Annotated in this window: 26 protein-coding genes and 2 pseudogenes; 17 read left to right on the top strand and 11 right to left on the bottom strand. The window is 64.0% G+C overall.

All coding sequences use genetic code 11. From position 1 onward, the window contains the following. Position 1 precedes the first annotated feature (1 nt). Genes X730_RS155980 through X730_RS155960 form a run of 5 tightly spaced genes read left to right on the top strand, consistent with a single transcriptional unit; the run spans position 2 to position 3617 of the window. Positions 2-490 carry a DUF3830 family protein gene (locus X730_RS155980; RefSeq protein ID WP_023667857.1) on the top strand — a complete coding sequence of 163 codons (489 nt, stop codon included), beginning with the start codon at positions 2-4 and terminating at the stop codon, positions 488-490. Continuing rightward, positions 491-844 (top strand): TIGR04076 family protein, encoded by a 354-nt coding sequence (locus X730_RS155975; RefSeq protein ID WP_023667858.1) that lies wholly within the window; start codon positions 491-493, stop codon positions 842-844. Continuing rightward, positions 841-1896, top strand: a complete 1056-nt coding sequence (locus X730_RS155970; protein WP_023667859.1) for an aldo/keto reductase — start codon at positions 841-843, stop codon at positions 1894-1896. Before X730_RS155975 ends, X730_RS155970 begins: the two co-directional genes overlap by 4 nt. Further along, a complete protein-coding gene (locus X730_RS155965; protein ID WP_023667860.1) occupies positions 1893-2321 on the top strand; it encodes a hypothetical protein in 429 nt (142 codons plus the stop codon). Before X730_RS155970 ends, X730_RS155965 begins: the two co-directional genes overlap by 4 nt. Positions 2322-2357: 36 nt before the next feature. Continuing rightward, positions 2358-3617, top strand: a complete 1260-nt coding sequence (locus X730_RS155960) for an ABC transporter substrate-binding protein (protein ID WP_023667861.1) — start codon at positions 2358-2360, stop codon at positions 3615-3617. Between the two features lie 81 nt (positions 3618-3698). On the opposite strand, the gene X730_RS155955 is transcribed toward X730_RS155960, so the two are convergent. Genes X730_RS155955 through X730_RS155930 form a run of 6 tightly spaced genes read right to left on the bottom strand, consistent with a single transcriptional unit; the run spans position 3699 to position 8513 of the window. Continuing rightward, entirely contained in the window at positions 3699-4721 is a 1023-nt protein-coding gene (locus X730_RS155955) for a LacI family DNA-binding transcriptional regulator (RefSeq protein WP_023732245.1), read from the bottom strand. Beyond that, positions 4715-5506, bottom strand: a complete 792-nt coding sequence (locus X730_RS155950) for a transporter substrate-binding domain-containing protein (RefSeq protein WP_023682683.1) — start codon at positions 5504-5506, stop codon at positions 4715-4717. The genes X730_RS155955 and X730_RS155950 overlap by 7 nt, the downstream gene beginning before the upstream one ends. Before the next feature lie 11 nt (positions 5507-5517). Continuing rightward, on the bottom strand, positions 5518-6444 hold the full coding sequence (locus X730_RS155945) for an isoaspartyl peptidase/L-asparaginase (protein ID WP_023667864.1): 927 nt from the start codon (positions 6442-6444) through the stop codon (positions 5518-5520). Positions 6445-6446: 2 nt separating this feature from the next. Then, positions 6447-7181 carry an amino acid ABC transporter ATP-binding protein gene (locus X730_RS155940; protein ID WP_023682682.1) on the bottom strand — a complete coding sequence of 245 codons (735 nt, stop codon included), beginning with the start codon at positions 7179-7181 and terminating at the stop codon, positions 6447-6449. 1 nt (position 7182) lies between these two features. Further along, positions 7183-7854 (bottom strand): amino acid ABC transporter permease, encoded by a 672-nt coding sequence (locus tag X730_RS155935; RefSeq protein ID WP_023825949.1) that lies wholly within the window; start codon positions 7852-7854, stop codon positions 7183-7185. Beyond that, positions 7854-8513 (bottom strand): amino acid ABC transporter permease, encoded by a 660-nt coding sequence (locus X730_RS155930; protein WP_031196726.1) that lies wholly within the window; start codon positions 8511-8513, stop codon positions 7854-7856. Before X730_RS155930 ends, X730_RS155935 begins: the two co-directional genes overlap by 1 nt. Before the next feature lie 88 nt (positions 8514-8601). Between X730_RS155930 and X730_RS155925 the strand changes: the two genes are divergently transcribed. Further along, the gene (locus X730_RS155925; protein ID WP_196814892.1) at positions 8602-8760 is read left to right on the top strand and encodes a hypothetical protein; all 159 of its coding nucleotides are present in this window, start codon (positions 8602-8604) and stop codon (positions 8758-8760) included. A gap of 10 nt (positions 8761-8770) precedes the next feature. On the opposite strand, the gene X730_RS155920 is transcribed toward X730_RS155925, so the two are convergent. The 4 genes from X730_RS155920 to X730_RS155905 all read right to left on the bottom strand — a co-directional run bounded on the left by X730_RS155920 (position 8771) and on the right by X730_RS155905 (position 13413). Continuing rightward, positions 8771-9880, bottom strand: coding sequence for an alcohol dehydrogenase family protein (locus X730_RS155920; RefSeq protein WP_023753982.1), 1110 nt, complete (start codon positions 9878-9880; stop codon positions 8771-8773). A 9-nt stretch (positions 9881-9889) separates the two neighbouring features. Next, a complete protein-coding gene (locus X730_RS155915; RefSeq protein WP_023682678.1) occupies positions 9890-11269 on the bottom strand; it encodes an aspartate aminotransferase family protein in 1380 nt (459 codons plus the stop codon). A 32-nt stretch (positions 11270-11301) separates the two neighbouring features. Continuing rightward, the gene (locus X730_RS155910; RefSeq protein ID WP_023753983.1) at positions 11302-12795 is read right to left on the bottom strand and encodes an NAD-dependent succinate-semialdehyde dehydrogenase; all 1494 of its coding nucleotides are present in this window, start codon (positions 12793-12795) and stop codon (positions 11302-11304) included. 129 nt (positions 12796-12924) lie between these two features. Further along, entirely contained in the window at positions 12925-13413 is a 489-nt protein-coding gene (locus tag X730_RS155905; protein ID WP_023686966.1) for an Lrp/AsnC family transcriptional regulator, read from the bottom strand. An 82-nt stretch (positions 13414-13495) separates the two neighbouring features. Here X730_RS155905 and X730_RS155900 point away from each other — a divergent pair, with 82 nt between their 5' ends. The 11 genes and pseudogenes from X730_RS155900 (at position 13496) to doeB (ending at position 23535) form a co-directional block, all read left to right on the top strand. Then, positions 13496-14881, top strand: coding sequence for a PLP-dependent aminotransferase family protein (locus tag X730_RS155900; RefSeq protein ID WP_023753984.1), 1386 nt, complete (start codon positions 13496-13498; stop codon positions 14879-14881). A 124-nt stretch (positions 14882-15005) separates the two neighbouring features. Next, positions 15006-15791 (top strand): ectoine/hydroxyectoine ABC transporter ATP-binding protein EhuA, encoded by a 786-nt coding sequence (gene ehuA / locus X730_RS155895; RefSeq protein ID WP_023682675.1) that lies wholly within the window; start codon positions 15006-15008, stop codon positions 15789-15791. A gap of 64 nt (positions 15792-15855) precedes the next feature. After that, positions 15856-16707 (top strand): ectoine/hydroxyectoine ABC transporter substrate-binding protein EhuB, encoded by an 852-nt coding sequence (gene ehuB / locus X730_RS155890; RefSeq protein ID WP_023704762.1) that lies wholly within the window; start codon positions 15856-15858, stop codon positions 16705-16707. A gap of 201 nt (positions 16708-16908) precedes the next feature. Beyond that, positions 16909-17568 (top strand): ectoine/hydroxyectoine ABC transporter permease subunit EhuC, encoded by a 660-nt coding sequence (ehuC, locus tag X730_RS155885; RefSeq protein WP_023667875.1) that lies wholly within the window; start codon positions 16909-16911, stop codon positions 17566-17568. Beyond that, positions 17568-17903, top strand: a pseudogene (locus X730_RS1000000169215) (ABC transporter permease subunit); the annotation flags it as partial. The gene ehuC and the pseudogene X730_RS1000000169215, both read left to right, overlap by 1 nt. 1 nt (position 17904) lies before the next feature. Then, positions 17905-18303: pseudogene (gene ehuD, locus X730_RS1000000169220) on the top strand (ectoine/hydroxyectoine ABC transporter permease subunit EhuD); the annotation flags it as partial. 8 nt (positions 18304-18311) lie between these two features. Next, complete coding sequence (gene eutA, locus X730_RS155880) at positions 18312-19091, top strand: ectoine utilization protein EutA (RefSeq protein WP_023682672.1); 780 nt, start codon at positions 18312-18314, stop codon at positions 19089-19091. A 5-nt stretch (positions 19092-19096) separates the two neighbouring features. Beyond that, complete coding sequence (eutB, locus tag X730_RS155875; RefSeq protein WP_023749754.1) at positions 19097-20083, top strand: hydroxyectoine utilization dehydratase EutB; 987 nt, start codon at positions 19097-19099, stop codon at positions 20081-20083. 232 nt (positions 20084-20315) lie between these two features. Further along, positions 20316-21308 (top strand): cyclodeaminase, encoded by a 993-nt coding sequence (locus X730_RS155870; RefSeq protein ID WP_023704765.1) that lies wholly within the window; start codon positions 20316-20318, stop codon positions 21306-21308. A 38-nt stretch (positions 21309-21346) separates the two neighbouring features. After that, positions 21347-22525, top strand: a complete 1179-nt coding sequence (gene doeA / locus X730_RS155865) for an ectoine hydrolase DoeA (protein WP_023704766.1) — start codon at positions 21347-21349, stop codon at positions 22523-22525. A gap of 5 nt (positions 22526-22530) precedes the next feature. After that, the gene (doeB, locus tag X730_RS155860; protein ID WP_023704767.1) at positions 22531-23535 is read left to right on the top strand and encodes a N(2)-acetyl-L-2,4-diaminobutanoate deacetylase DoeB; all 1005 of its coding nucleotides are present in this window, start codon (positions 22531-22533) and stop codon (positions 23533-23535) included. Between the two features lie 25 nt (positions 23536-23560). Here the strand turns inward: doeB and X730_RS155855 are convergent, their stop codons facing one another. Further along, positions 23561-25057 (bottom strand): aldehyde dehydrogenase family protein, encoded by a 1497-nt coding sequence (locus X730_RS155855; RefSeq protein ID WP_023825951.1) that lies wholly within the window; start codon positions 25055-25057, stop codon positions 23561-23563. Positions 25058-25534 lie beyond the last annotated feature (477 nt).

Below are 25534 nucleotides of genomic sequence, written 5' to 3' on the forward strand. Positions count from 1 at the left end.
CATGCCCAAGCCCGCCATCGGCATCACAGAACCACGCTCGAAGCTTTCCGTGACGGCGCTGCTATTGCCCGAAAAGGCGCCGGAGAATGCCGCCTTCCTGCTGGCGTATCTGGCGCAGCCACGCATCATCCCAGGCATCCATGCGATGTGGACAGGACCGGAAATCTCGTGCCCGGTTCCGTCAGCCGATCTCCACGGCCAGGCCTATGCCCAGTCTTTGCCACCGGAGAATGCAACGCTGACGCCGCAGCCCGGCGATATCGTGCTGTCCTATGTGCCGCCACGCGTGTGGGGCGGCAATCCCAATGCCATCTTCGATATCGGCCTGTACTACGGGCAGGGGGCGCGGCTGCTGTTCCCGATCGGCTGGCTGGCCGGCAGCGTGGTCGCGCAAGTGCTTGCCGGAGAGCGCGATCAGTTTGCCGCCGCCTGCGGCGTCATCCGCCGCAACGGCGCCTGTGACATCACCTTCAGCCTGGTGGAGGCCTGAATGGCCGACGACAGTTTCGAACTCTTCGATCTGCGCGTCGAAGCGGTCATCCCCGAGGGCAAGCCGGTCTATTGCGGCGCCAGGGCCGGCGACTATTTCGAACTCAAGGGCGAAATGCTCTCGCTGCCGGCAGGGCAGGGTTTTTCGATCTATTCGATCTCGGCCGTGTTGCCGCTCCTGGCGGCAAAGCAGCGCCCGACGCATGCAAATGACTGGATGACCTCGGATGCCGAGATCGCCTGTCCCGATCCCAATTGCGCCAGCCGGCTCCGCATCGTCAGGCTTGCCAAGCGGCGGTTCAGCCATGCCGAAACCACGGCCGTGCCGCTGCCGAAGGAGACCGACAAGGGATGACCGCCAGGACCATCGAACTCAGCCCCGGCTATGGGATCTCGCGAGTCATCCGCGGTGGCTGGCAGCTGGCCGGCGGGCATGGCGCCGTCGACCGCAGCCAGGCGGTGACCGACCTCATCGCCACTTTCGATGCCGGCATCTGGACCTATGACTGCGCCGACATCTACACCGGCGTCGAGGAACTGATCGGCGCCGCGCGCCTGCGGCTGGCCGGCGAGCGCGGTCTCGATGTCGCGGCCAGGATGAAGGTGCACACCAAGCTGGTGCCGGACCTCGAACGACTGGCAGGCATCAGCCGCGACTACATCAGGGGCATCGTCGATCAGTCGCTTCGCAGGCTCAAGACCGAGCGGATCGACCTCGTGCAGTTTCACTGGTGGGATTATGACCAGCCTCGTTACGTCGAGGCGATGGGTTGGCTCGACGAGCTTCGGCTGGAAGGCAAGGTGCGCAATCTCGGCACCACCAATTTCGATACGCCGAGGCTAGCCGAAATCCTCTCCGCGGGCATCCCGCTGGTCAGCCAGCAACTGCAATATTCAGTGCTCGACCAGCGGCCGGCAAACAGCCTTGCGGGCCTTGCCGCTAAGAACGGTGTCCGCTTCCTCTGCTACGGCTCGGTGGCGGGCGGCTTCCTCAGCGACAAATGGCTTGGCGTGGCCGAGCCCTCCACGCCGCTCGAAAACCGCTCGCTGGTCAAATACAAGCTGATCATCGACGACTTCGGCGGCTGGGAGCTGTTCCAGTCCCTGCTCAAGGCGCTGAAAGCGGTCGGCGATCGCCACGGCGTCGACATTGCCACCATCGCCTCGGCATGGGTGCTCGAGCAGCCGCAGGTCGCGGCCGTCATTGTGGGTGCGCGCAACCAGGCACATGCGCTGGCCAATACGAAAATCATGGACGTCGCGCTCGACGCCGACGATCGCGCGCGGATTGCTGCCGCCATCGCACAAGGCACCGGCCTCGCGGGCGATGTCTACGCGCTGGAGCGCGACCGTCATGGCCGCCACGGCTCGATCATGCATTACAACCTCAATGCGGGGAAGAAATGAGCGGAGAGCCTTCCCTTTTTTCGCGTGCCAGCGCTGAAATCATCGACCTGCATCGCTTCTTCGTCGACTGGTTTGTCGCCGCGCGAGCCGACGCTGTGGAGTTCGGCCGCTTCGAGGCTGTCATGGGCGAAGGCCTCACCATGGTGGCGCCGAATGGCCAGATCCTCGATCGCGACGCGGTCGTAGATCATGTCCGGACAAGCCGCGCCACTTGCGACGACGGTTTTGCCATATCGATCGAGGACATCAGGCCGGGTTGGCAGGACGCGGACACGATCGTCATCTTCTACATCGAGGCGCAACTGCGCGCCGGCAAACACAGTCGCCGGCAGTCCAGTGCGGTCTTCACCACCAGTTCATCGGCACCAAACGGCGTCGAATGGCGGCATCTGCATGAGACCTGGCTGCAGGCGCCGGAAGGCTGAACAGGCAAAAGTTCAAACAAGAAAAGGGGAACGGCAATGAAGAAGACGATACTTCAAATCACCACAGCACTGGCTCTCGTGACGATGGCCGGCGCCGCACACGCAGCGGACTGCAAGATCACCGTCGGCCTGGTCATGGAGCTCACCGGTCCGGCCGGCGAATACGGCCAGGCCGGCGCGAAGTCCGTCGAAATGGCCTTCCGCGACATCAATGAAGCCGGTGGCGTACGCGGCTGCGATCTCGCAACCGACACGCGCGACAGCCAGAGCCAGGGCAATATCGCGGTCGATGCCGCGACCCAGCTGGTACAGGTCAAGAAGGTGCCGGTGATCATCGGCGGCATCATCTCCTCGGTGTCGATCCCGATTTTGACCTCGGTCACCGGGCCGGCCAAGATCGTGCAGGTGTCGCCGGCTTCGTCCTCGCCGACGCTGACCGCCCTTGGCCGCGACGGCAAGACCAACGGCATCTTCTTCCGCACCATCACGTCGGATGCGCTGCAAGGCGTGGCCGCCGCCAAATACGCCATCGACAAGGGCTTCAAGAAACTGTCGATCATCCATGTCAACAACGACTTCGGCGTCAACATGGTGGCCGAATTCTCGCGTGCCTACAAAGCGCTCGGCGGCACCATCGTCTCCGACACGCCCTATAATGAAAAGCAGTCGAGCTATGCTTCGGAAGTGACGGCGGCGATGGGAGGCGAGCCGGACGGACTCTACCTCGTCAGCACGCCGGTCGACGGCGCAACGGTCGCCCGCACCTGGATATCGCAGGGCGGCGTGCAGAAATTCCTGCTCAATGACGGCATGAACAGCCCGGACTTCATCGAATCCGTCGGCGCCGATTATCTGAAGGATGCCTATGGTACCTCTTCCGGCACCAGCCCGACGGCATCCACCGACTATTTCCTGAAAAACTACAAGGAGTTTTCGGGCATCGAACCGTCGAACCCGGCAGCCGACCGTTCCTATGATGCCGGCGCCATTGTCGGTCTCGCCATTGCCATTGCCGGCTCCGAGGATCCAGCCAAGATCAAGGATGCCATGTACAAGGCGGTCGATCCTGCCGGCACACCGATCTATGCCGGCAAGGACGAGTTCGCCAAGGCGCTCGGCCTGATCAAGGACGGCAGGCCGATCCGCTATGAAGGCGTCATCGGTCCGGTCAGCTTCGACAAATATGGCGACATCACCGGTCCGTTCCGGCTGTGGAAGATCGTCGACGGCAAGGTGACGACCGACGGTGAAATGACAACCGACGACGTCAACGCGCTGCAGGCGAAATTGCAGTAGGCGCCGGTACATTGTCCGGCGCGATCTCCGTTCGAGCTCTGGGAGATCGACGCCGGACAAGCAGTCCAACATCGGCGCTAGTTACGCGGTCAAGCGCGAAATCAGCCGGGTCAATATAACGACAGGCGGCTGGCCGGGCATGAAGACCTGCGGATTGGAGAGGGCGCCGACGATATGACCCACATAGTCTGATTTGTCGTAGCCGATTGACGATATCGGGTAGGCGTCGAAATTGGTCAGGGACACATTGTCGAAGCCATAGAGGCGGAAGCGGCTGGGCCGGTTGTCGGGGAAATCCGCCCGGCAGACATCCAGAACACCCATGGCCATCGCGTCGGACGTACAAAAGACCGCATCGGGACAGCCGCGTCCCGTCAGGCCGGCGGCTGCCGCATAGCCCGACTCGTAGGAATAGTCTCCCTGGACCGTCTGCAGCAGTTCAATTCCATGATGCCGGAACGCTTCGAGGTAGTGGCCGATGCGCAGCTGTTCGACCCGCGAGGACGAACGGCCGGTCAGCAGGCTGGCCGTGCGCGCGCGCTTGGCCGCCGCATCCGCCACGGCCTCGGCGATGCCGACGCCTTCATCGGGAATGACGGTGGGTGACAGATCGTCATGCAGTCCGTTCAGCATGATGACCAGGTCCGAGCGAAACATGCGCCGCACCGTCGCTGCATCGGCAAAGTCGGAGAACACCACGGCGGCATCGACATGATAGGCAACGCCGTTGCGCAGAAAATCCTCGACCCCTTCCGCCGAGCCGATGCGGATGAGGATGACCTGCTTGCCGATCGACTGGATTGCGTCGAGCAGACGGTCGAACAGGTCGAGATCTGAAAGGTCGTGAATGTGGTTGACCACGACGGCAACCAGATTGACGGTCTTGGTGGTCAGGCTTTGCGCCAGGAGATTGGGTTTGTAGCCGAGCTGCGCGGCGGCCTGCACGACACGTTCGCGTTTGTCCGCCGAGACCGGTCGCGGTCCGCTCGACAGCGCACGGCTCGCCGCGGCACGCGACACGCCTGCCAGCCGCGCGACATCGGCGATCGTTGCGACGGCGCCTCGAGTGTGCGCCGATCGGTTGCCGGTAGTGGGTGTCACCACAGCGGGTTGAGCGCCGGCGGGTTGGAGCCCGGCCCCCACCACTTCTTGTAGGTCGCCTCGTAGGTGCCCGACTGGATGAAGTCGGACACGAACATGTCGAGCCAGCGGACGAATTCGGGATCGCCCTTGGCGACCGCGATGCCGATCGGATCGTTGGAATAGAGGCCAGGCAGCGTCACCAGGCTCGGTGTCTTGGTTGCGAGGTAATCGAGCAGTGAGGAATCCTCGATCGCCGCATCGACGCGCTTCTGTTGCAGCTGCAGAACCCCGTCGGGCGCGAACTGGTCGACATAAACGAGCTCTGCGTCCGGCACGGCTGCCTTGAGGAAGGTTTCGCCCGTGGTGCCGCGGCCGACGACAACCTTCTTGCCGGCGAGCCCCTTGAGGTCGGTTATCCCGGCATCCTTCTGGACGATGACGCGCAGCCCGGCCCGGTTGTAGGGGATGGTGAAGTTGACGGTCTTGGCCCGCTCGAGCGTTGCCGAGGTGTTTGCGACCGCGACATCGATCTGTCCCGACACCAGCATGGAAATACGCGCATCGCCCGAGACGTCGACGAACTCGACCGGCACGCCGAGCTTTTGCGCCAGCAGCGTCGCGACATCGACATCGTAGCCGACAGGGTTGTTTTGTGCATCCCGAAAGCCGATCGGCTCGCCGCCGAGCGATACGCCGATGCGAATGGTGCCGCGTGAGCGGATGTCGTCAATCATGCCGGCAAGGGCTGGAAATGCCGAACCGGCCACGATGGCCAGCGCGGCGAAGGCACGCACTACGGTTTTCATGGTTCCTCTCCTTATTTTCTAGTGACGCGTTTTGCTGCCCGCAATTCGGGTGCGGGCATGGAATCCTTCCAGAGCCAGTAGCGGACCTCGCCCTCGCATCTGAAATTCACCACCTCGTGGTTCTGCTCGGCGTCGACGGCGTGGATGACCACTCCGGCCAGGAAGCCGGTGTCGAGTTCAGCCAGTTCCTCGACCGCCAGCGCGACCGCATCCGACAGGGATCGGCCAAGCTTCATGGCCAGCACGACGGTCCGTGCGGTGGCGCAGCGCATCGTCATCTCGCCGGTATGGGTGCACGCCGCCGCGCCATAGCGGCTGTCGGCGTAAAAGCCTGCGCCGGGAATGGGAGAATCGCCGAGCCGGCCCGGATATTTCCACGCCCAGCCCGAGGTCGAACTCGCGGCATGGACGCCGCGCCGCGCATCCGCCGACAGGAAGACGGTGGTGTCGCGGACCCGCTCGGGATCGGTGATAGTACGGCTGAGCGGCGCCAGATCGATATCGGGGAATTTCGCCAGCTGTTGCGGTGTGAGTTCCTGTTGCAGCCGCTCCCACCAGACGCGCTTGCTGTCCTCGAACAAGACTTCGTCTTCGGCAAAACCGATTTCGCTGGCAAAGCGCCGCGCCCCTTCGCCGGTCAGCATCACATGCGGCAGGCGCTTCATCACCTGCTGGGCCAGGGCAGCGACCGCCAAGGTCCTTGGCACAGCGCCGACTGAACCGACCTCTCTTGTATTGCCATCCATGACGCCGGCGTCGAACTCCATCTCGCCCAGCATGTTCGGCCAGCCGCCATAGCCGACGCTGCGAACCTTGACCTCTTTCTCCACCATGCCGATGCCGGCAACCATCGCGTCCAGGCTGACGGCGCCATCGCGCAGCATTTGCACCGAGGTCTCGAATCCCGGCCATGCTTCGTTGTTGGCTAACAGCAGCATTCCTAGTCCTTGCGCATCCTGGAGAGAAACTGCGCAACCCGCGGCTGCGCCCGGCCGCCGTCCGCGGCGAAGAAACGATCCGTCGGCAGATCGACCACCAGCCTGCCCTTGTCGAGGAAGACGATGCGGTTGGAAATCTCGCGCGCGAATTCGATCTCGTGGGTGACGAACAGCATGGTCGTGCCTTGCGCGGCGAGATTAGCCAGGATGGCCAGCACCTCGGCCGTCATTTCCGGGTCGAGCGCACTGGTCACTTCATCGAGCAGCAGATAGCGCGGCTGCATGGCGAGCGCCCGGCAGATGCCGACACGCTGGCGCTGCCCGCCCGACAACTGCGCCGGGTAGGCGTTGGCCCGATCGGCAAGGCCGACGGACTCGAGCAGCTTGCGCGCCAGCGCCTCGGCCTCAGGGCGCGGCATCTTCAGCACCTCGATCGGGGCGAGCGTAATGTTCTGAAGCGCGCTCATATGCGGATAGAGGTTGAACAGCTGGAAAACGGTGCCTGAGCGCTTGCGCGCCTCGGCCAGCTCCTTCGGCTTGCTGACATCGAAATCGTCGACCGTGATGCGGCCCGACTTCAGCTTTTCGAGGCCGTTGATGCAACGGATCAGTGTCGACTTGCCGGACCCCGACGACCCGAGGATCGAGACCACTTCGCCGGGCGCAATCGTCAGGTCGACGCCGTCCAGCACAGTGACCTCGCCGAACGCTTTGTGCACGTTTTCGATCTTGAGCATGTTAAAGCCCCCGCCAGGCGCTGTGCGCCCGCAGGCGGTTTTCAAGACGCTCGCCAAGCAGGGCGACCAGCTTTGCCGCGCCATAGTAGAGCAGCCCGACGACGGTCCAGACCGCGAACGGCTTCAAGGTTCGCATGTTGAGGATGTGGCCAATCTTGGTCAGGTCGACGACGCCGATGACAGAAATCAGCGACGTCACCTGAAGCTGGTTGACCAGCAGCGCGACGAGCGGGCCGACCGCGAAGGCGGCAGCCTGGGGCGAAACGATATGGCGCAGGACCTGCCACCGGGTCAGGCCGAAGACACGCGCGGCCTCGACCTGCTCGCGTTCGATCGACTCGATCGCCGAGACCGCGATGACATAGACGAATGCCGCGGTGTTCGCCGACAGAGTGATGGTCGCTGCGGTGACCGGCGTCACCCTTATATGCAACAGCGCCGGCAGGCCGAAGAACACCAGGAACAGCTGCACCAACACCGGCGAGTTCTTCAACAGCTCCGACAGGAAGGTGACGACCTGGGCCAGAACCGGCACACGGTAGAACCGCACCAGCGCCCAGCTCAGGCCAATCAGCAGTCCGATCAGAGAGGTGACGAGAAACAGCGCGATGTTGGTGCCGAGACCTTGCGCCAGCAGGATCAGGTCGTAGGAGGTGAAGTCGCTGAACCGCATCAGTCGACCGCCTCCATCATGTCCCGATTGAGATGGCGGTGGAGCAGGGTGACGCCCAGCGAGACCAGATAGGTCAGGGCCGCATAGGCACAGAGCAGCACCATATAGACCTCGAAGGGCCGATAGGTCTGCGAGACCACGATCTGGGCTGAGCCGGTGAGCTCGTTGAGCGTGATGGTCGAGAGGATCGAGGACGTAAGGATCATGTTGATGAGCACGGATCCGAGCGGTCGCACGGAGGTGCGCAGCGCAATCGGCAGCACGATGCGGGTGAAGATCTTGCGCCTGGACAGGCCGCTCACTTCAGCGGCGTCGATGATGCCCTGGTCGATGGCGAGGATGCCGGCGCGAATGATGTCGGAGGCATAGGCGCCGCCGGCAATCGAAAGCGCCACGACGCCGGTGGTGAAGGCATCGATGTAAATGCCGAGCTCGGGCAGGCCGTAATAGAAGAAGAACAGCTGGACGATGAACGGCACATTGCGGAAGAGATCGACATAGACGAAGGCGATCCGTCGAAGCAGTGCCGAGGCGGAGGTGCGTGCGATCGCCACCAACGCGCCCATGAAGACGCTTCCTACCAGCGACAGCGCGCAAGCCGCGGCCGTGAGTTCGGCGCCGCGCGCCAGAAAACCCAGATGCCGGCCTGTGGATTGCATTCGTTGCGATGATTCCGGTTCGCCTCATGCGCGCTATGTCTCAAGCGCCGACAATTCGCCGCCGGCTTTCAACTCGACGACGCCGCCTATGCCAGCCGCGCGTCGCTGCGATGGCGGCTGGGGCGGCGCCCTCGGTTTTGCCGATCCCGGCGCCGGTGTCGGATTCGGCTACGTCACCAACCGCATGCTGGGTTTCGACGACTCCACGCCGCAAGGTGTTGATGATGCCGTTTACGACGAGCTCTGACGTAGGGGCGTTATGTGCGGATATTCGGGTTCCACATGGCGTCCGGCACGATCACCAGCTTGCCGACGAAGTCCTTGGCAATAAAGTCTGCCTGCGCCTTGTGAAAATCGGAGAGCCTGTAGACGCCGCCGACCAGCGGCCGGATTTTCTTCGCTTCGATGTATCCAATGATGCGGCGGAAGTCGGCGCGCGTGCCCTGGCTCGATCCGTGCAGTTGCAGCTGCTTGAGATACATGGTCCTGAGATCGAGCTGCACGACCGGGCCGGCGATGGCGCCGGCGGTGGTGTACCGGCCTTCAGGTCGCAGGATGCGCAGCAGGTCGTTGAAGATCGCGCCGCCGACGAGATCGGCGACCACATCGATCGGCTGGTCGCCAGTGGCTTCATTCACGGCGGCGGGAAGATCGGCAACCCCACGGGTAATGACCGCTTCGGCGCCGATGTCGCGCACCGCCTGCTCCTTGCCCTTGCCGACGACCGCATAGGGAATGGCGCCGCGCGCCCGCGCCAGCTGCACGATGCCGGAACCGACGCCGCCCGAGGCGCCGGTGACCAGCACGCGTTCGCCGGCTTTCAGCCCGGCGCGCTCCAGCATCTGTTCGCCGGTGAGGTAGGCGCAGCAGAAGGTGGCGAGTTCGACGTCGCTCATGTCAGTATCGACGAAATGCGCATTCTCGCCCGGCACCGTCTGGTACTCGGCGTACCCGCCGTCGCGACCGTGGCCCATATAGTCAATGTCGGCGAGGGAATCGTCGTCGCGGTTGTAGATCGAAAAATCGACCATTACCCGTTCGCCGATACGGCCCGGGGAAACGCCTTCGCCGACGGCAGCGATGGTGCCGACCGTGTCGGTGCCCTGGATGCGCGGGAAGGTAAGCGTGTTGCCTTGCCGCCGCCACGTCGACACGGCGGCAGCGTCCTCCTCCGTGCCATAGGCGCCCTGGCGTACCCAGACATCGGTGTTGTTCATACCGCAAGCGCTGACCTTAACCAGCACCTCGCCGGCGGCAGGCACAGGCACTTTCACATCGCTGCGATAGACGAGCTTTTCCGGTCCGCCATGCCCGGTGAGCAGCACGGCGGCCATGGTGGCGGGGAGGGTCTTGGTCATGGCATTCATGGGTCGATCTCAGAGATTGGAAAACACGCTGTTGACGGCATCGGCGGTTTTCGAAACGACGATGTCGGCTTCCTCACGCGTCAGGCAGAGCGGCGGCGCGAAGCCTAGTATGTCGCCCTGCGGCATGGCGCGGCCGATGACGCCGCTGGCGGCAAGTGCTGTCGCCACTTGCGGCCCGATCTTGAGCGAGGCGTCGAAGAACACCCGGTCGTCCTTGTCGGCGACAAATTCGACCGCCGCCAGCATGCCATCGCCGCGCACGTCGCCGACGTGTCTGTGCCCGCCGACAGCCTTGGTCAGTTCGGCGCGGAAATAAGCGCCGGTCTCACCGGCGTTCGTCACCAGGTCCAGTTCGTCGATCAGTTCGAGATTGGCGACACCTGCGGCGACGCAGATCGGATGCGCGGCATAGGTCCAGCCATGGCCGAGCGAACCGAGCTTGTCGGAGCCCTGCACCAGCACCTGCCACATCTTGTCGGCAACGATGACGCCCGACAGCGGCGCGTAGGCCGAGGTCAGCCCCTTGGCGATGGTGATGAGGTCTGGCTTGATGCCGTAATGGTCGGAGCCGAACATGGTGCCCAGACGGCCGAAGCCCGTCACCACCTCGTCGGCGACCAGCAGCACGTCATACTTCTTCAGCACCGCCTGGATCTTCTCCCAGTAGCCGGCCGGCGGCGGCACGATGCCGCCAGTACCGAGGATCGGCTCGCCGATGAAGGCGGCGACGGTTTCGGGACCTTCGGCCAGGATCATCTCTTCCAGTCTGTCGGCGCAATGCTGCGAGAACTGCTCCTCGCTCATCGAGCGGTCGGCGCGGCGGAAATAGTAGGGCGCTTCGGTGTGCAGGACCGGCGCGCGCGGCAGGTCGAAGGCGTTATGGAACAGGTCGAGCCCGGTCAGTGATCCCGTCATCACGCCCGAACCGTGATAGCCGCGCCAGCGCGAGATGATCTTCTTCTTCTCCGGCCGCCCAAGCACGTTGTTGTAGTACCAGATCAGCTTGATGTTGGTCTCGTTGGCATCCGAACCCGAGAGGCCGAAATAGACCCTCGACATGCCCTTCGGCGCGCGGTCGATGATCATCTTGGCCAGCGTGATCGAGGCCTCGGTCCCGTGGCCGACATAGGCGTGGTAGTAGGCGAGGTTCTTCGCCTGGGTGGCGATCGCGTCGGCGATCTTCTGGCGGCCATAGCCGACATTGACGCAATAGAGACCGGCAAAGGCATCGATGCTCTTCCTGCCATTGTTGTCCCAGACGGTGACGCCTTCGCCGCCGGCCATGATGCGGGTCGGCGATTCACCCCGCGCATGCGTGCCCATATGGGTCGAAGGATGGAAGAAGTGGTCGCGATCCCAGGCATTGAGTTCGTTGGATTGGTCGAGCATTTTTTGACTCCTTGAGAGATGGCCGGACGGACTTATGCGACGTCCAGGCAGAGGTACTTCAGATCGGCGAAAGCTTCGAGCCCATGGCGCGAGCCTTCGCGGCCGATGCCGGATTGCTTGACGCCGCCGAATGGGATCGGCGCGCCGGTGATCTTGACGCGGTTGATAGCGACCATGCCGTAGTCGAGCGCGCGGCCCAGGCGCTGCTGGCGGGCGCCGTTCTCGGTAACGACATAGGCAACCAGGCCATATTCTGTGGCGTTGGCACGGGCGATCACTTCGTCCTCACTGTCGAACGGCGTGACGGCGGCGACCGGCCCAAAGGTCTCCTCGCGCATGATCAGCGCTTCGTCGCTGACATCGGCCAGCAGCGTCGGCTGGTAGAACAGCGGCCCGGCCTGATGCCGCTTGCCGCCGGTGAGACAGCGCGCGCCACGAGCGATGGCATGGGCGACCTGCTCTTCGACCCTTGCGACGGCACGCTCATGCATCAGCGGCCCGATGTCGATCTTGTCGGTAAGGCCGTTGCCGGTGCGCAGCGCCTCGATACGCCTGGCAAAAGCGGCGCAGAAGCGATCGTAGATCGGGCGCTGGACATAGATGCGGTTGGCGGCGAGGCAGTCCTGGCCGGAGGTGGCGAATTTGGCATCGATGGCGATGCTCACCGCCTTGTCCAGATCGGTATCGGCAAAGACGATCAGCGGCGCGTGGCCCCCAAGCTCCATCACCAGCCGCTTCATCGTCGGCGCGCTTTGCGCCGCGATCAGCCGGCCGATCTCGGTCGAGCCGGTGAAGCTTATGGCGCGAACGCGCGGGTCTTCGCACATGCGGCCGACGATGGTTGCAGCCTTTCCGGTGATGACGTTGAAGACACCGGCGGGGATGCCGGCGCGCTCGCCAAGTTCCGCCAGCGCCAGCGCCGACAGCGGCGTCTCGGATGAAGGATGCGCGACGATGGTGCAGCCGGCGGCAAGGGCGGCCGCCGCCTTGCGGGTCAGCATCGCCGCCGGAAAATTCCAGGGCGTGACGACGCCGACAACGCCGAGCGGCTCTCGTCGCACCATCATTTCCGCTTTGGGCAGATGGCTGGTGACGCTCTCGGCGTTGAGGCGCTTTGCCTCTTCGGCATACCACTCGACGAAGGAGGCGGCGTAGTCGATTTCGCCAAACGATTCCTGCAGCGGCTTGCCCTGTTCCAGTGTCATCAGCAGGGCCAGATCATCCTTGGCTGCAACGATCAGCTCGAACCATTTTCGCAGAATTCTGGACCGCTCCTGCGGCAGCAGTGACCGCCAAGCCGGGAAGGCACGCGCGGCGGCACCGATTGCCCTTGTCGTTTGCTGCGCATCGAGCGCGGCGACAAACGCGACCGTCGCGCCTGTGGCCGGATCGGTGACTTCAAAGCTTTCGGCCGCTTCGCTCGCGGTCCAATGCCCATCGACATAGGCAAGCTCGCGCAGCAGCCGGCGGTCGGAGAGGCGGTCGAGCGCCTCATGGCGATGCGAGCGGGCAAAATGCGCGGACATGGTCGAGGCCTCCCGGTTCGGACGATCCGGGAAGACTATCCGTCACATGCAGACAGAGAGACTGTTTCGACGCCCTGAAGGAGAGAGACTCTCTCTATTGTGCCGTCCCGACAGACATTCTCTCCGGGCTTATGCCGACGCCGGCAGCAGATCGGCTATCGGCAGCACGATTTCGTCCTTCACCGTCTTGGTGACGATGTAGGTGAAGTAGCGGTCGATGCCGATCTCGCGCTCCAGCAGGTCGTCGACCAGCCGCTGATAGGCGTCGATGTCGCGCGTCATCACCTTGACCACATAGTCGACGCCGCCGCCCACCGACCAGCAGGCGACGATTTCGGGGATGTCGCGGATGACGCGTTCGAAGCGGTCGAAATCGGCCTGGCGATGGCTGGCCAGCGTCACCTCCATCAACACGGTGGCGACCGGCGCCACCACGCGCATGGCGATCCTGGCGTGGTAGCCCGAGACGATGCCTGCCTTCTCCAGCTTGCGCAGCCGCATCCAGCACGGCGTCGGCGACAGCCCGACCTGTTCGGCCAGCGCCAGCTTGGTGATGCGCCCGTCGCGCTGGATGGCGTCGAGTATCCTGAGGTCGACCGCGTCGAGTTTCGATGTCATCGGCGTCCGCTTTTTGTCGGCATCACCATGACGGCGCATTATTTCGATTGTCAATTGCACTGATTTCGATCTCTATTAAGTCATGACATTATGGCAACCCGACCCTGCGCTCATCCGCCGGCCAGCCTATCAAACGCTGGCCGACCAGTTCGCCCGCGCCATTCATGACGGGCGGCTGGCCAACGGCGCGCGGCTTCCAACGCATCGAAGGCTGGCAGACGATTTAAAACTGTCGGTGCAGACGGTCAGCCGCGCCTACGAAGAACTGATCCGGCGCGGCCTGATTTCGGGCGAGATCGGCCGTGGCAGCTTTGTCCAGACGCAGCGCCGCGACCCGGAGCCGCCCTATCTGCCGGAGCGCCTCGGCGAGGTCATCGATCTGTCAATCCTGAAGCCGGTCTGCGAGCCGATGCATTTGGAGCGGCTGAAGCAGGCGCTGGGCTGGCTGGCCGAAAACCTGCCATCCAGTTCGGCGTTGTCGTTCCGGCCCAACATGGTGTTCCCGCGTCACCGCGCGGTGGCTGTCGAATGGCTGAAACTGTGTGGGCTCGACACCTCCGCACAGAATATCAGCCTGACCAATGGCGCGACCGCCGGGATGACCGTGGCGCTGATGAGCGTTGCGCCGCCGGGATCGACTGTCGCCACCGAGGCTATCGGCCACCACACGCTGGTGCCGCTGGCGCGCTATCTCGGCTTCAACCTGGAAGGCCTGCCGATCGACGGCAATGGCCTGATCCCGGAGGCGTTGAACGAGGTCTGCCGGCTCACCGACATTCGCGCGGTATTCGTGCAACCGTCGGTGATCAACCCGACGGCGACGCTGATGGACGCTCGGCGGCGCGAAGAGATCGCCGCGGTCGCGCGCAAGCACGACATCGCCATCATCGAGAACGATGTGCTGGGTCCGCTGGTCGAGGACCGGCCGCCGCCGGTCGCCGCCTTTGCGCCGGAGCGCACGCTCTACGTCACTTCCTTCACCAAGATCACCGTACCTGGCCTGCGCATCGGCTATCTCGCGGCGCCCGACCGCTATGTCGCCGCCGTTGCCAACCGGCATCTGGTGTCGAACTGGATGGCGACGCCGCTGGTGGCCGAGATCGCCACCAAATGGGTGACCGACGGCACGGCGATGGAACTCGTTCGCTGGCAGCGCGCGGCATTGCGCCGCCGCCAGGACATCGCAGCCGAGGTGCTGGGCGGGGTTGGTTATCGCGCCAGGCGCGACGGGCTGCATGTCTGGTTGCAACTGCCCGCGGACCGTGCCGAGGAAAGCTTCGTCGCCCAGGCCCGCCTGCAAGGCGTGGCGATCGCGCCCGGCACCTCCTTCCGCATCTCGGATGCGCCCTGGCATCCGGCGGTGCGCATCTCGCTCGGCTCGACCACCGAGGGGGAACTGCGCGCCGGCCTCGGCGTTGTCACCAAGTTGCTGCTTGGCGATCCGGAGCATCTGCTGCTCGCAATCTAAGCGGGAATTGCTCTGGAATCATGCAGTGCCGGAAATATTGTCATGATTTTATTTTCCCAATTGACATGATTTGGCGCGTTCCGCATCGTTAAGGGCACAGGCTTCTCCAGCAGGGGAAATTCATTTGTCCTCACCCATCATCAAGGTCGACGCCATTTCGAAGAGCTTCGGCTCGTTCAAGGTACTGGACGGCCTGTCGATGCAGGTCATGCCCGGCGAGAAGCTGGCGCTGATCGGCCCGTCCGGCTCGGGCAAGACGACGATCCTGCGCATCCTGATGACGCTGGAGAAGATCGACGGCGGCCATATCCAGATCGATGGCGAGCAGCTCTACCACATGGAGCGCAATGGCCAGCTGCTGCCCGCCGACGAGCGGCACCTGACCAAGATGCGGCAGAAGATCGGCATGGTCTTCCAGCTGTTCAATCTGTTTCCGCACAAATGCGTCATGGATAACGTCACGCTGGCGCCGATGCTGACCAAGGGCACGCCTCGCGCCGCCGCTGAAAAGCGGGCCATGGAACTGCTCGACATGGTCGGCATGGCTGACAAGGCGAAGTCGATGCCGGCGCAGCTGTCCGGCGGCCAGAAGCAGCGCGTGGCGATTGCCCGTGCGCTGGCATTGTCGCCGAAGATCATGCTGTTCGACGAGGTGACGTCGGCCCTCGATCCGGAGCTGGTCGAGGAGGTGATGAATGTCATGCGCAAGCTCGCCGCAGAGACCGACATGACCATGCTGCTGGTCACCCACGAGATGGGCTTTGCCCACGACTTCGCCGACCGCGTGCTGTTCTTCGACCGCGGCAAGATCGTCGAAGAGGGCAAACCAGACGAGATTTTCCGCCATCCAAAGCAGGAGCGCACGCAAGGCTTCCTGAAGAAGATCATCGCGGCCGGACATCGTGTCTGACCGCTTTGCGGGGCGGAAGACCGCCCCAGACAAAACCAAGAAGACAACAAAGGAGTTGGGAACAATGAAGAAACTTGGCATTCTGGCCGGCGTCGCCGGTCTCGCACTGACGGCGGTGCTCGCCGCGTCGAGCACCGGTTCGGCCGATGACAGCAAGCTCGAGCAATTGAAGGCGCAGGGCTTTGCCCGCGTCGCGATCGCCAACGAGCCGCCCTATACGGCGGTCGCCGCCGACGGCAAAGTTTCGGGTGCGGCGCCCGACGTGGCGCGCGAGGTCTTCAAGCGTCTCGGTGTTGCCGACATCGTCGCTTCGATCTCCGAATATGGCGCGATGATCCCCGGCCTGCAGGCCGGCCGCTTCGACGTCGTCACCGCCGGCCTGTTCATGAAGCCGGAGCGTTGCGCGGCGGTCGTCTATTCCGAGCCGGTGCTGTGCGACGCCGAGGCGATGCTGGTGAAGAAGGGCAATCCGAAGGGCTTCAAGAGCTACGAGGACGTCGCCAAGGACACGTCAGCCACCATTGGCGCGCCCGGTGGCGGCACGGAGGAGAAGCTGGCGCTCAACGCCGGCGTGCCGCGCGAGCGCGTCATCGTCGTGCCGGACGGCCAGAGCGGCCTGAAGATGCTGCAGGACGGTCGCATCGATGCCTATTCGCTTCCCGTCCTGTCGATCAACGACCTCGTCAAGAAAGCCAACGATCCGAACCTCGAAGTCATCGCCCCGGTGGTCGGCGCGCCGGTCTATTGCGACGGCGCCGCCTTCAAGAAAGGCGATGAGGCCCTGCGCGACGCCTTCGATGTCGAGCTCGCCAAGCTGAAGAAATCCGGCGAGTTCGCCAAGATCGTCGAGCCCTACGGCTTCTCGGCCGCAGCCGCGATGTCGACCACGCGGGACAAGCTCTGCGCGGCGAAGTGATTTTTCCTTCTCCCCGTTCAACGGGGAGAAGGTGGCCCGAAGGGCCGGATGAGGGGCGGCGCCAAGTTCTGTTATGCTAGCGCTGCCCCTCATCTGCCTGCCCGTCCTCCGCAGCAGCTGCGCTGCAGCTTCGGAGGGTGGACTGGCATCTTCTCTCCGTGAACGGGGAGAAGGAAGCTAACCGCCAACGTTGGAACCCGAATGACCCAGTGGTCCGGCTACCTCGGCCTGATATTGCAGGGAGCGCTTGTCACCATCGAGCTGACGCTGATGGGGTCGGTGCTCGCCCTGATCATGGCCTTCCTCGCCGGCATGGGCCGCGTGTCGCGCTTCTTTGCGCTGCGCTGGCTGGCCACCGCCTATATAGAATTCTTCCGCGGCACCTCGATCTTCGTGCAGCTGTTCTTTGCCTATTTCGTGTTGCCGTTGATCGGCCTCGAACTGACCCCCCTGCAGGCGGGTGTGCTGGCGCTGGGCCTCAATGTCGGCGCCTATGCGGCCGAGGTGGTACGCGGCGCCATCCAGTCGGTCGGCCGCGAACAATATGAGGCCTGCATCGCGCTCAACCTCGGCCGCTGGCAAGGCATGCGCCATGTCATCCTGCCGCAGGCGCTGCTGGTCATGCTGCCGACCTTCGGCAACAATGCCATCGAACTGCTCAAGGCGACCTCCGTGGTGTCGCTGATCTCGCTCGCCGATCTCACCTTTCAGGCGCAGGTCGTGCGCTCGCAGACCGGTAACACGCTGGCGCCGTTCACCACCATCCTGATCATCTATTTCGCCCTGGCGCTGATCATCTCCTGGGGCGTGCGTTCATTGGAACGCCGCATGGCGCGCGGCCTCGACGGGGTGCGCGTCTGATGGATTGGGACTGGAACTTCGTCTGGGAGATCCTGCCGACGCTGATCCAGGGCGTGAAGATCACCATCCTGGCAACGCTGCTCGGCTCCGTGCTGGCCGCTGTCGTGGGTCTGGGCATCGCGCTAGCACGACGCTCGCCCAACAAGGCGCTGTCGCGCACCGTTGGTTGGGCGGCCGAATTCATCCGCGGCACGCCGCTTCTGGTGCAGCTCTATTTCATCTTCTACGTGCTGCCGGATTTCGGCATCCTGTTGCCGCCGCTGGTCGCCGGCGTCATCGGGCTCGGCCTGCACTACGGCACCTACACGGCGGAAGTCTATCGCGCCGGCATCGACNCTGGTCGCCGGCGTCATCGGGCTCGGCCTGCACTACGGCACCTACACGGCGGAAGTCTATCGCGCCGGCATCGACAACGTGCCGCGCGGCCAGTGGGAGGCGGCCAAGGCCTGCAATCTGAGCGCCACGCAGACCTGGACCAACATCATCATTCCGCAAGCGATCCCACCGATGATCCCGGCGCTGGCCAATTATTTCATCGCGATGTTCAAGGAGACACCGCTGCTATCGGCAATCACCGTGCTGGAGCTGATGAACCAGGCAAAGAGCGTCGCCAACACCTACTATCGCTACATTGAGCCGATCACGCTGGTCGGCGCTTTCTTCCTCGTCATCAGCCTCTTCTCGGTCGTGCTGCTGCGCTGGCTGGAACATCGCTACGGCAAGATCGAAAGGTAATTCTCAAGATGAAACCGCTGCCCGAAATCAGGCTGATGCCGACAAGGCCGGCGCTCGATGCGCGCCCGCTGGAAAAGCGCGTCGGCCTGATCATCCTTGCCACCGACCACACCAGCGAACCGGATTTCCGCCGCATGGTGGCGAGCGAGCGCATCGGCGTCTATGTCGCGCGCATTCCCTACAAGAATCCGACGACGCCGGAAAACCTTCGCAAGATGCAGCCGGAGCTGGCGGCGGGCGCCGCGCTGATCCTGCCAGACGAGCCGCTCGACGCGATCTGCTACTCCTGCACCTCGGCCTCGGTGGTGATTGGCGACGCCGAGATCGAGGCGGCGATCCAGTCTGCCAAGCCGGGTGTTCCTGTGGTCACGCCGCCCATGGCAGGCGTGCGCGGGCTGAAGGCGCTGGGTGCCAAGAAGATCAGCATCCTCACCCCTTACACCGTAGAAACCTCCAGACCGATGGCGACGTATTTCGCCGAGCGCGGCTTTGAGATCGTCAGCTTCACCTGCCTCGGCTTCGAGGACGATCGCGAGATGGCGCGCATTGCGCCGGCAGCGATCGCCGACCTGGCTCGTGAGGCGACGAATGCGCAGGCCGATGCACTGTTCGTGTCCTGCACCGCATTGCGCGGAGCGCTCGCGGTTCCCGGGATGGAACAGGCGATCGACCGCCCGGTCGTCACCAGCAATCAGGCCAGCGCCTGGAATTGTTTGCGGTTGTGTGGCGACGGGACGTCGCATCCCGAATTTGGCCGTCTGATGACGCTGCCTTTGCCGCGCGATTGACGATCATGACGACAGTCACCCTTAACGATATTCGTGCCGCCCGGGAGCGAATTGCCGGCAAAATCGAACGCACGCCGACAGGGTTATCTCACAGCCTTTCCGAACGACTGGGCATCCCCGTCCACCTCAAGCTTGAACACCGCCAGACCACCGGCAGCTTCAAGCTGCGCGGCGCCTCGAATGCCATTGCTTCGCTGAGCGCCGAGGAGAAGGCGCGCGGCGTGGTCGCGGCGTCGACCGGCAATCATGGCCGTGCGCTGGCCCATGCCGCGAAGCTCGAAGGCATGCGTGCGGTGATCTGCATGTCGCGACTGGTGCCGGGCAACAAGCTCGACGAAATCCGTCGGCTTGGCGCGGATGTCCGCATCATCGGCAACAGTCAGGACGAGGCGCAGCAGGAGGTCGAACGGCTGGTGGCGCAGGAGGGACTGGTGATGCTGCCGCCCTTCGACCACCCGGCCATCATCGCAGGGCAAGGCACGCTCGGACTGGAGATGATCGAGCAGGTCCCGGATGCCGCTCTCGTCCTGGTGCAACTCTCCGGTGGTGGACTCGCCTCGGGCATCGCCGCCGCCGTCAAGGGCGTCAGCCCCGGGACAAAAATCATCGGCGTTTCGATGGCGCGTGGTGCTGCGATGAAGGCGAGCCTGGATGCCGGTCGCCCGGTCGAGGTGGAAGAACTGCCGACGCTGGCGGATTCGCTCGGCGGCGGCATCGGTCTCGGCAACCGGCTGACCTTCGCCATGTGCCGCGATCTGCTCGACGACGTCATCCTGCTCAGCGAGGACGAGATCGCCGCCGGCATCCGCCATGCCTATGAACAGGAGCGCGAGATCGTCGAAGGCGCCGGCGCGGTCGGCATCGCCGCGCTGCTTGCCGGGAAGGTCAAGGCGACCGGGCCGGTGGTCGTTCTTCTCTCGGGCCGCAATATCGACATGAACACGCATCGCAAGATCGTCTGGGGTGACGCAATCGCGGAGCGCGCGGCATGAAAACTCTCCCACGCCGAATTCCCGCCCACCCCCCTCTGTCCTGCCGGACATCTCCCCCGCAAGGGGGGAGATCGGCAGCTTCGATGCGGTCGCTGTTCTTGCTGCGCTGGAGATTGGCGAAGGCAGGAGTGCAGTCCAATCTCCCCCCTTGCGGGGGAGATGGCCGGCAGGCCAGAGGGGGGGGTGACGGAACACTATCCTTCGCAGTGCGCGCCTTCGCGGAGCGCGTCGCATGAGCCGGATGACGATCCTCACCGAGAAGGAACTGCGCACAATCGTGACGCTCGATCTCGACGCGGTCGCCTGCGTCGAAAACGCTTTCCGCGCGCTCGCCACATTGCCGGTGGCGATGCCGCCGATTCTGCGGTTGGACATTCACGAGCAGCGCGGCGAGGTGGATGTGAAGTCCGCCTATGTGCCTGGAATAGACGGTTTCGCCGTCAAGATAAGCTCCGGCTTCTTCGATAATCCGAAGCTCGGTCTGCCCAGCGGGGGCGGCATGATGGTGTTGCTCTCGGCAAGAACCGGTGTGGTCGAGGCGCTGCTGCTGGACAATGGCTATCTCACAGATGTCCGCACCGCTGCTGCCGGCGCCGTCGCGGCGAAGCATCTGTCGCGGCCGGATTCGTCCGTCGCCGCAATCTTCGGCGCCGGCGTGCAAGCCGGGCTGCAACTCGAAGCACTCATGTTGGTGCGGCCGATCGCCGAGGCACGTATCTGGGCGCGCGATGCGGTCAAGGCGCAGACGGCCGCAGGCGCGCTGCGCGAAAAGCTCGGCATTCTCGTGCGCGCCGAGCCGGATGCAGCCAAAGCAACCATCGGCGCCGACATCATCGTCACCACCACGCCGTCGACCGAGCCGCTGATCAAGGCCGGCTTTGTCGTTGCCGGGCAGCACATCACCGCCATGGGCTCGGATGCCGAACACAAGAACGAGATCGCGCCGGCGATCCTGCGCATGGCCGATCTCTATGTCGCCGACAGCGCCAAGCAGACACGGCGTCTGGGAGAACTGCATCACGCCATCGCATCGGGCGTGATGGGAGCCGATGCCGCGGTCACCGAACTCGGCCAGATCATCGCCGGCGAACGGCACGGAAGGCGCTCACCCAGCGATATCACCATTGCCGACCTCACCGGCACCGGCGTGCAGGATACGGCGATCGCCACGCTCGCTCGCGACCGGGCGCGGGCGGCCAATGCCGGAACCATTTTTGAAAGCTGATGCTGGCCGCAAGGCCCAACAAACGAGGACCAAGAACAATGCAACCGAACCTGAAATTCTCGCGCGCCGAATTTGCGGATCGCCTCGCCAAGACGCGGAAAGCCATGGAGGTGAAGGGCGTCGATCTCCTGGTTGTCAGCGACCCCTCCAACATGGCCTGGCTGACCGGCTACGATGGCTGGTCGTTCTATGTGCACCAAGCAGTGATTGTGCCCCCATCGGGCGAGCCGGTCTGGTACGGCCGCGGCCAGGATGCCAATGGCGCCAAGCGCACCGCCTATCTCGCGCATGACAACATCGTCGGCTATGCCGACCACTACGTGCAGTCGACCGAGCGCCACCCGATGGATTTTTTGGCCAGCGTGCTTAGTGATCGCGGCTGGGGCAAGCTGACCATCGGCGTCGAGATGGACAATTACTGGTTCTCGGCTGCCGCCTTCGCCGCGTTGCAGAAGCACCTGCCCAACGCCCGCTTCGTCGACGCGACAGCGCTGGTCAACTGGCAGCGCGCGGTGAAGAGCCCGACTGAAATCGACTATATGCGCAAGGCGGCCCGCATCGTCGAAGCCATGCACCAGCGCATCGTCGACAAGATCCAGGTCGGCATGCGCAAATGCGATCTGGTCGCCGAGATCTACGATGCCGGCACGCGCGGCGTCGACGGCATCGGCGGCGACTATCCGGCGATCGTGCCGCTGCTGCCGTCGGGCGCCGACGCCTCGGCGCCGCATCTCACCTGGGACGACCAGCCGATGAAGTCGGGCGAGGGCACCTTCTTCGAGATCGCCGGCTGCTACAGCCGCTACCATTGCCCGCTGTCGCGCACCGTCTTTCTCGGCAAGCCGACGCAGGAATTCCTAGATGCCGAGAAGGCGACGCTGGAAGGCATGGAGGCGGGGCTTGCGGCGGCAAAGCCCGGCAATGCCTGTGAGGACATCGCCAACGCCTTTTTCGCCGTGTTGAAGAAATACGGCATCGTCAAGGACAACCGCACAGGCTACTCGATCGGCCTGTCCTATCCGCCGGATTGGGGCGAGCGCACCATGAGCCTGCGCCCCGGCGACCGCACCGAACTCAAGCCCGGCATGACCTTCCATTTCATGACCGGCCTGTGGCTGGAGACGATGGGACTGGAAATCACCGAATCCATCCTGATCACCGAAACCGGTGTAGAGTGCCTCGCCAATGTACCGCGCAAACTGGTGGTGAAGAATTGAGCCCGATGCCTAGCCTCCGCCCATCTCCGATCGCGCCGACCGTCGATTTCGACAAGGACGGCGTGCAACATGGTTTCCTGCGCCTGCCCTACAGCCGCGACGACTCGGCCTGGGGTTCGGTGATGATCCCGATCTGCGTCATCCGCAACGGCAAGGGACAGGCCGCGCTGCTCACCGGCGGCAATCATGGCGACGAGTATGAGGGGCCGCTGGCGCTCTACGATCTCGCCCGCACGCTCGATCCCAAACAGGTCAGCGGCACGGTGATCATCGTGCCGGCGATGAACTATCCGGCCTTCCGCGCCGGCACGCGGACGTCGCCGATCGACAAGGGCAATATGAACCGCAGCTTTCCCGGCCGTCCCGACGGCACGGTGACCGAGAAGATCGCCGACTACTTTCAACGCGAACTGCTGCCGCGCGCCGACCTCGTCTTCGATTTCCACTCCGGCGGCAGGACGCTGGATTTCGTGCCCTTCTGTGCCGCCCACACGGTGCCCGACAAGGCGCTGGAGCAGAAAGCCTTCGACGCGGTCGCCGCGTTCTCGGCCCCGTTCTCGATGCGCATGATCGAGATTGACTCCGTCGGCATGTATGACACGGCGGCCGAGGAAATGGGCAAGGTCTTCGTCAGCACCGAGCTTGGCGGCGGCGGCACCTCGCGTGCCCAGACCGTGCGGATCGCGCGGCGCGGCATCAGCAATGTGCTGCGCCATGCCGGTATTGTTGATGGTGCGGTCGAGAAGGGCAGAACTCAGTGGCTCGACATGCCGTCAGGCGATTGTTTCTCCTTCGCCGAGGACGACGGCATGATCGAGACCATGGTCGATCTCGGCGAGCCTGTGAAAGAAGGCTCGGTGCTGGCGCGCATCCATTCCACCGGCCGCACCGGCATCGCTCCGCAGGAGATCAAGGCAAAAATGTCCGGCATTCTGGCGGCGCGGCATTTCCCCGGCCTGGTCAAAGCCGGTGACTGCGCCGCCGTCCTGGCCCTTGTGGTTTCATCGTGATTTCGCAGAGTACGCCGCGCGAATATCAGTCGGTCTGGATCCAGACCGACTTGGTCTCCAGATACTCGTGCAGATGCTCGATGCCGCCCTCGCGGCCATAACCCGACATCTTCGTGCCGCCGAACGGCACCGCCGGGTCGATGGCATGGTACATGTTGACCCAGACCGAGCCGGCCTTGACGCGGCGCGCAAGCTTGTGCGCGGTGCCCAGATGTGTCGTGAAGATGCCGGCGGCCAGGCCATAGGGCGTCGCATTGGCACGCGCCACCGCTTCGTCGAGCGAGTCGAAGGGCATCGCCGAAATGACCGGGCCGAAAATCTCCTCGCGCGCGATGGTCATCTGGTCCGACACGGCGCCGAAGACCGTCGGCGCAATGAAGTTGCCGCCATCGTAGAGCTCGCCGGTCAGCCGCGAGCCGCCGGCGACCAGTTCGGCGCCTTCGTCGCTGCCGGCCCTGATATAGCCCTCCACCTTGGCTGCCTGCCTGGCATTGATGAGCGGTCCGATTTCCGTCTCTGCCTCGATGCCATGGCCGATCCGCAGTCTGCCGGCGAAATCGGCGAGCCGGCGGACGAACTCGTCATGGATTTCGCGCGCCACGAACAGCCGCGAGCCGGCAATGCAGATCTGGCCCGAATGCACGAACACCGCCATCGCCGCGATCGGAACAGCCTTGTCGATGTCGGCGTCGCGGCAGACGATGATCGGCGACTTGCCGCCGAGCTCCAGTGAAACGCGTTTGAGGTTGGCCACGGCTGCCCGCGCGATGGCCTGGCCGGTCAGCGTCGATCCGGTGAAAACGATCTTGTTGACGTCTGGATGTTCGGCGAGCCGCGCACCGGCTTCGGCCCCGGTGCCGGTGACGACGTTGACGACGCCGTCGGGCACGCCGGCTTCCTGCATCAGTTGCGCGATCAGCAGCGGCGTCAGCGACGCATCCTCGGACGGTTTCAGCACGATGGTGCAGCCTGTCGCCAGCGCCGGCGCGATCTTCCAGATCGAGGCGGCGGTCGGCGCGTTCCAGGGAATGATCGCACCAACGACGCCCACCGGCTCGCGCCGGGTGAAGGTGACGATCTCGCCGGGAATCGAATTGTCGATCGCCTCGCCATGCAGCGCCGTCGCCATGCCGGCATAGAAGCGCAGCATGCCGATGACGCGGCGCCGGTTGGAGAGCGTGCGCGTGATCGGCAGTCCCATATCGAGCGTGTCGGAAACGCTGAGCTCTTCCCAATGCGTCTCGAACAGATCGGCGATCCTGAGCAGCACGCACTGCCGCTCGTAGGGCGAGAATTTGGACCATGGGCCTTCGAAGGCCGCGCGCGCGGCGGCCACCGCCGAGTCGATATCGGCAGCCCCGCCGCGCGGCACTGTCGCCAGCACCTCGCCTGTTGCCGGATTGAGTGCCTGCATGCCCTGGCCGGACTGCGCGGCGACCCACTTGCCGCCAATGAACATCGGTCGGAATTCGCCATGGTACAACGCCGTGGCCTTCGCCTTCGGGTCGAAGTTCAGCGTCATCTCTTCCTCCTCGCAATTCCTTGGCGACTATTACTCCCGCCGCCGACCTCAAACAAGGAAAGCTAAAGGGCGCTCAGATAACCAGGTTGTGCGGGTGACTTCCGATCGCGCCAGCCGCTAGAGCGTGATCCAGAAAAGTGGGAAACGGTTTTCGGAAAAGATCATGCTTCGACAAACGGCATCTAGAAAATCATCCGGCATCTAGAAAAATCATCGCGAGTTGTCGGAGCGCGTCGAAAGCTCAACGAGGCAAGCCGATCATTGCCCACGGCGACCGCGATGCCGGCATTGCAGACGAGAGCGCAACAGGTAGTCGCCCGCCGCCACCCAGCGCTCACCCGCGGCCGGATCGATCGTTGGCCGTTCCAGCCGGCTTCACCGTGACAGAGGTTTCGCGCGCCGCTTCGCTGCAATCGCTGTTGGATGACTGCTCGCGGAAGCAAGATCGGTCAGTGGCCGCGCGACTTGCAAACACTG

Origin of the sequence: Mesorhizobium sp. L103C131B0 (assembly GCF_000502275.1) — a bacterium.
Taxonomy (GTDB): domain Bacteria; phylum Pseudomonadota; class Alphaproteobacteria; order Rhizobiales; family Rhizobiaceae; genus Mesorhizobium.

What these genes read in the sequence shown, in the direction of transcription:
- X730_RS155910 (WP_023753983.1), bottom strand. Translation starts at nt 12,795, where the DNA reads ATGTCCGCGCATTTTGCCCGCTCGCATCGCCATGAGGCGCTCGACCGC.
- eutA (WP_023682672.1), top strand. Translation starts at nt 18,312, where the DNA reads ATGAAACCGCTGCCCGAAATCAGGCTGATGCCGACAAGGCCGGCGCTC.
- X730_RS155920 (WP_023753982.1), bottom strand. Translation starts at nt 9,880, where the DNA reads ATGAATGCCATGACCAAGACCCTCCCCGCCACCATGGCCGCCGTGCTG.
- ehuB (WP_023704762.1), top strand. Translation starts at nt 15,856, where the DNA reads ATGAAGAAACTTGGCATTCTGGCCGGCGTCGCCGGTCTCGCACTGACG.
- X730_RS155975 (WP_023667858.1), top strand. Translation starts at nt 491, where the DNA reads ATGGCCGACGACAGTTTCGAACTCTTCGATCTGCGCGTCGAAGCGGTC.
- X730_RS155935 (WP_023825949.1), bottom strand. Translation starts at nt 7,854, where the DNA reads ATGCGGTTCAGCGACTTCACCTCCTACGACCTGATCCTGCTGGCGCAA.
- X730_RS155970 (WP_023667859.1), top strand. Translation starts at nt 841, where the DNA reads ATGACCGCCAGGACCATCGAACTCAGCCCCGGCTATGGGATCTCGCGA.
- X730_RS155870 (WP_023704765.1), top strand. Translation starts at nt 20,316, where the DNA reads ATGAGCCGGATGACGATCCTCACCGAGAAGGAACTGCGCACAATCGTG.
- X730_RS155930 (WP_031196726.1), bottom strand. Translation starts at nt 8,513, where the DNA reads ATGCAATCCACAGGCCGGCATCTGGGTTTTCTGGCGCGCGGCGCCGAA.
- X730_RS155980 (WP_023667857.1), top strand. Translation starts at nt 2, where the DNA reads ATGCCCAAGCCCGCCATCGGCATCACAGAACCACGCTCGAAGCTTTCC.
- X730_RS155940 (WP_023682682.1), bottom strand. Translation starts at nt 7,181, where the DNA reads ATGCTCAAGATCGAAAACGTGCACAAAGCGTTCGGCGAGGTCACTGTG.
- X730_RS155855 (WP_023825951.1), bottom strand. Translation starts at nt 25,057, where the DNA reads ATGACGCTGAACTTCGACCCGAAGGCGAAGGCCACGGCGTTGTACCAT.
- X730_RS155900 (WP_023753984.1), top strand. Translation starts at nt 13,496, where the DNA reads ATGACATTATGGCAACCCGACCCTGCGCTCATCCGCCGGCCAGCCTAT.
- doeB (WP_023704767.1), top strand. Translation starts at nt 22,531, where the DNA reads ATGCCTAGCCTCCGCCCATCTCCGATCGCGCCGACCGTCGATTTCGAC.
- X730_RS155915 (WP_023682678.1), bottom strand. Translation starts at nt 11,269, where the DNA reads ATGCTCGACCAATCCAACGAACTCAATGCCTGGGATCGCGACCACTTC.
- eutB (WP_023749754.1), top strand. Translation starts at nt 19,097, where the DNA reads ATGACGACAGTCACCCTTAACGATATTCGTGCCGCCCGGGAGCGAATT.
- X730_RS155965 (WP_023667860.1), top strand. Translation starts at nt 1,893, where the DNA reads ATGAGCGGAGAGCCTTCCCTTTTTTCGCGTGCCAGCGCTGAAATCATC.
- X730_RS155905 (WP_023686966.1), bottom strand. Translation starts at nt 13,413, where the DNA reads ATGACATCGAAACTCGACGCGGTCGACCTCAGGATACTCGACGCCATC.
- doeA (WP_023704766.1), top strand. Translation starts at nt 21,347, where the DNA reads ATGCAACCGAACCTGAAATTCTCGCGCGCCGAATTTGCGGATCGCCTC.
- X730_RS155960 (WP_023667861.1), top strand. Translation starts at nt 2,358, where the DNA reads ATGAAGAAGACGATACTTCAAATCACCACAGCACTGGCTCTCGTGACG.
- ehuC (WP_023667875.1), top strand. Translation starts at nt 16,909, where the DNA reads ATGACCCAGTGGTCCGGCTACCTCGGCCTGATATTGCAGGGAGCGCTT.
- X730_RS155925 (WP_196814892.1), top strand. Translation starts at nt 8,602, where the DNA reads ATGCCAGCCGCGCGTCGCTGCGATGGCGGCTGGGGCGGCGCCCTCGGT.
- X730_RS155950 (WP_023682683.1), bottom strand. Translation starts at nt 5,506, where the DNA reads ATGAAAACCGTAGTGCGTGCCTTCGCCGCGCTGGCCATCGTGGCCGGT.
- X730_RS155945 (WP_023667864.1), bottom strand. Translation starts at nt 6,444, where the DNA reads ATGCTGCTGTTAGCCAACAACGAAGCATGGCCGGGATTCGAGACCTCG.